This window comes from Comamonas nitrativorans (assembly GCF_042654765.1).
Taxonomy (GTDB): Bacteria; Pseudomonadota; Gammaproteobacteria; order Burkholderiales; family Burkholderiaceae_C; genus Comamonas; species Comamonas nitrativorans.
The window spans coordinates 1-836 of sequence record NZ_JBHSEW010000030.1 but is presented as its reverse complement, the minus strand read 5'-3'; the positions used below and the strand labels follow the sequence as shown (position 1 = coordinate 836).

General features: G+C 66.6%; 1 protein-coding gene. It reads right to left on the bottom strand.

What is annotated here, in order from left to right; translation table 11 throughout:
* Positions 1-836 (bottom strand): porin (locus tag ACFO3A_RS15655; protein ID WP_377728233.1); only part of this gene is annotated, 836 nt, incomplete at both ends.

Sequence of the window (836 nt, the reverse complement as noted above, 5' to 3'; positions counted from 1 at the left end):
TCCAGCGTCACGGCGGTGGTCAGGGGGTGGGACACGCCCAGCGACCACAGGGTGCTTTTGCGTTGGGCCTGGACGGCGGCTTCGTTCCTGCGCTGCATGTAGTTGGCGGCCAGCTTGGTCTTGCCCAGCATGACGTAGCCGTTCAGCGCCAGGCGGCGGTCGGACTTGTCGCTCAGGTCGGCGCCACCGGCAGGGCGGTTGTCGCGTCCGTTCTGCTCATCGACCCAGGTGCCTACGCCCCAGGTGGGCGCGTCGTACTTCAGCACGGCAGACCAGGAGCGGCATTCGCTGCTGTTGCTGCTTTCGCCAGCGCAGTTTTGCGCATCCTTGCCCAGGCTGTAGAGCACACCAGCGGTGACACTGCCGAATTTGCCCAGATAGGCAATGGAATTGTCCAGGCGCGGGCCGGCCAGATAGGTGTCGAACGCGCCGGCGCCGTAAATCTGCGCCAGGAAGATGTCGGTATTGGCTGCGCCGGGGAACAGCATCGAATACTGGCGGCCCAGGGACAGCGTGCCCCATTGGCCGGAGAGGCCGACAAACGCCTGGCGGCCAAAGGCGCGGCCCCCTTGCTGGGTTTCGCCCGTATCCAGGCCGAAGCCGGATTCCAGCGTGAACACGGCTTTCAGGCCGTTGCCCAGGTCTTCGCTGCCGCGCAGCCCCCAGCGCGAGGCGGCAGAGCCGGCAATGCTGGGCATCCGGGTGATGCTGCCGCCGGTGCTGGTGTTGTCCAGGCGTTCCACGCCGGTGTCCACCAGGCCGTAGAGGGTGACGTTCTGGGCCTGGGCCGAGGCGATGGACCCGGCACACAGGAGCAAAGTGGTGGTCAGGCTTGT